A 783-nucleotide genomic window follows, 5' to 3' on the forward strand; every position below is an offset into this window, starting at 1 on the left:
GTGGCCCGCGGCGGCCAGCAGCGCGCAGGTGCGTTCGCCGTCCGCCTGCGACACCAGCAGGTGGTCGCCGTCGAAGGTGGAGACCACGAAGATGCCGATGCCGTTCTCCGACAGCGGGCGGATCACCGACAGGACGATGCCCGTCTCGCCGAAGCCGAACGGCCCCACGAAACGGAACGCCACCCAGCCCCGGTCGGCCTGCACGCCGTCCGGCACGCGCGCCTGCAGGCAGGTGATCGACAGTTCCTCGCCGCTGCGCGAGATCGAGACGAACCCCTCGCCATCGGCCCACGGCGGAATGGCCGCCTGCGGCGCGAGCCGGGCGACGGCGTAGAGGGAGGGCAGGGTGGCGAGCGTGATGCTGCGGGTGGAGAGGGGTGGAGCAGTCATGGGGTGGAATGCAGGGGGGTGAAGGCCAGGAACAGCGCGATCGAGAACATGACCACCGCGATGCCCGCGTCCAGGCAGCGCCAGGCCACCGGCCGGGCGAACCACGGCGCCAGCCGCCGCGCGCCCAGCCCGAGCGTGAGGAACCACAGGGTGGAGGCCGTGGTGGCGCCCAGCGTGAAGCGCAACTGCTGGCCCGCCGGCTGCTGGCCGCCCAGCGCGCCCAGCAGCACCACGGTGTCCAGGTACAACGTGCGGATTGAGCAGCGTGATGAACGGCCAGCGCGCCGACGACGCCCAGTGCACTGCGTTCGGCCCGCCCCGTGGCGGCCAGCGCCGCCTGCGGCGCGCAGAACGCCCGGTGCCACGCAAAGCATCCGTACGCGAACAGGAACA

At 72.4% G+C, this 783-nt stretch carries 2 protein-coding genes; both read right to left on the minus strand.

The window, feature by feature from the left end; all coding sequences use genetic code 11:
- Positions 1 to 390, minus strand: a 390-nt coding sequence (locus AC27KI_RS26285; protein WP_487116804.1) for an ACT domain-containing protein, incomplete at its 3' end; no start/stop codon positions are given.
- Positions 387 to 638 (minus strand): LysE/ArgO family amino acid transporter, encoded by a 252-nt coding sequence (locus tag AC27KI_RS26290; protein ID WP_487116806.1) that lies wholly within the window; start codon positions 636 to 638, stop codon positions 387 to 389. The genes AC27KI_RS26285 and AC27KI_RS26290, both read right to left, overlap by 4 nt.
- Positions 639 to 783 lie beyond the last annotated feature (145 nt).

The organism is Acidovorax sp. KPB24-03, from assembly GCF_057546605.1.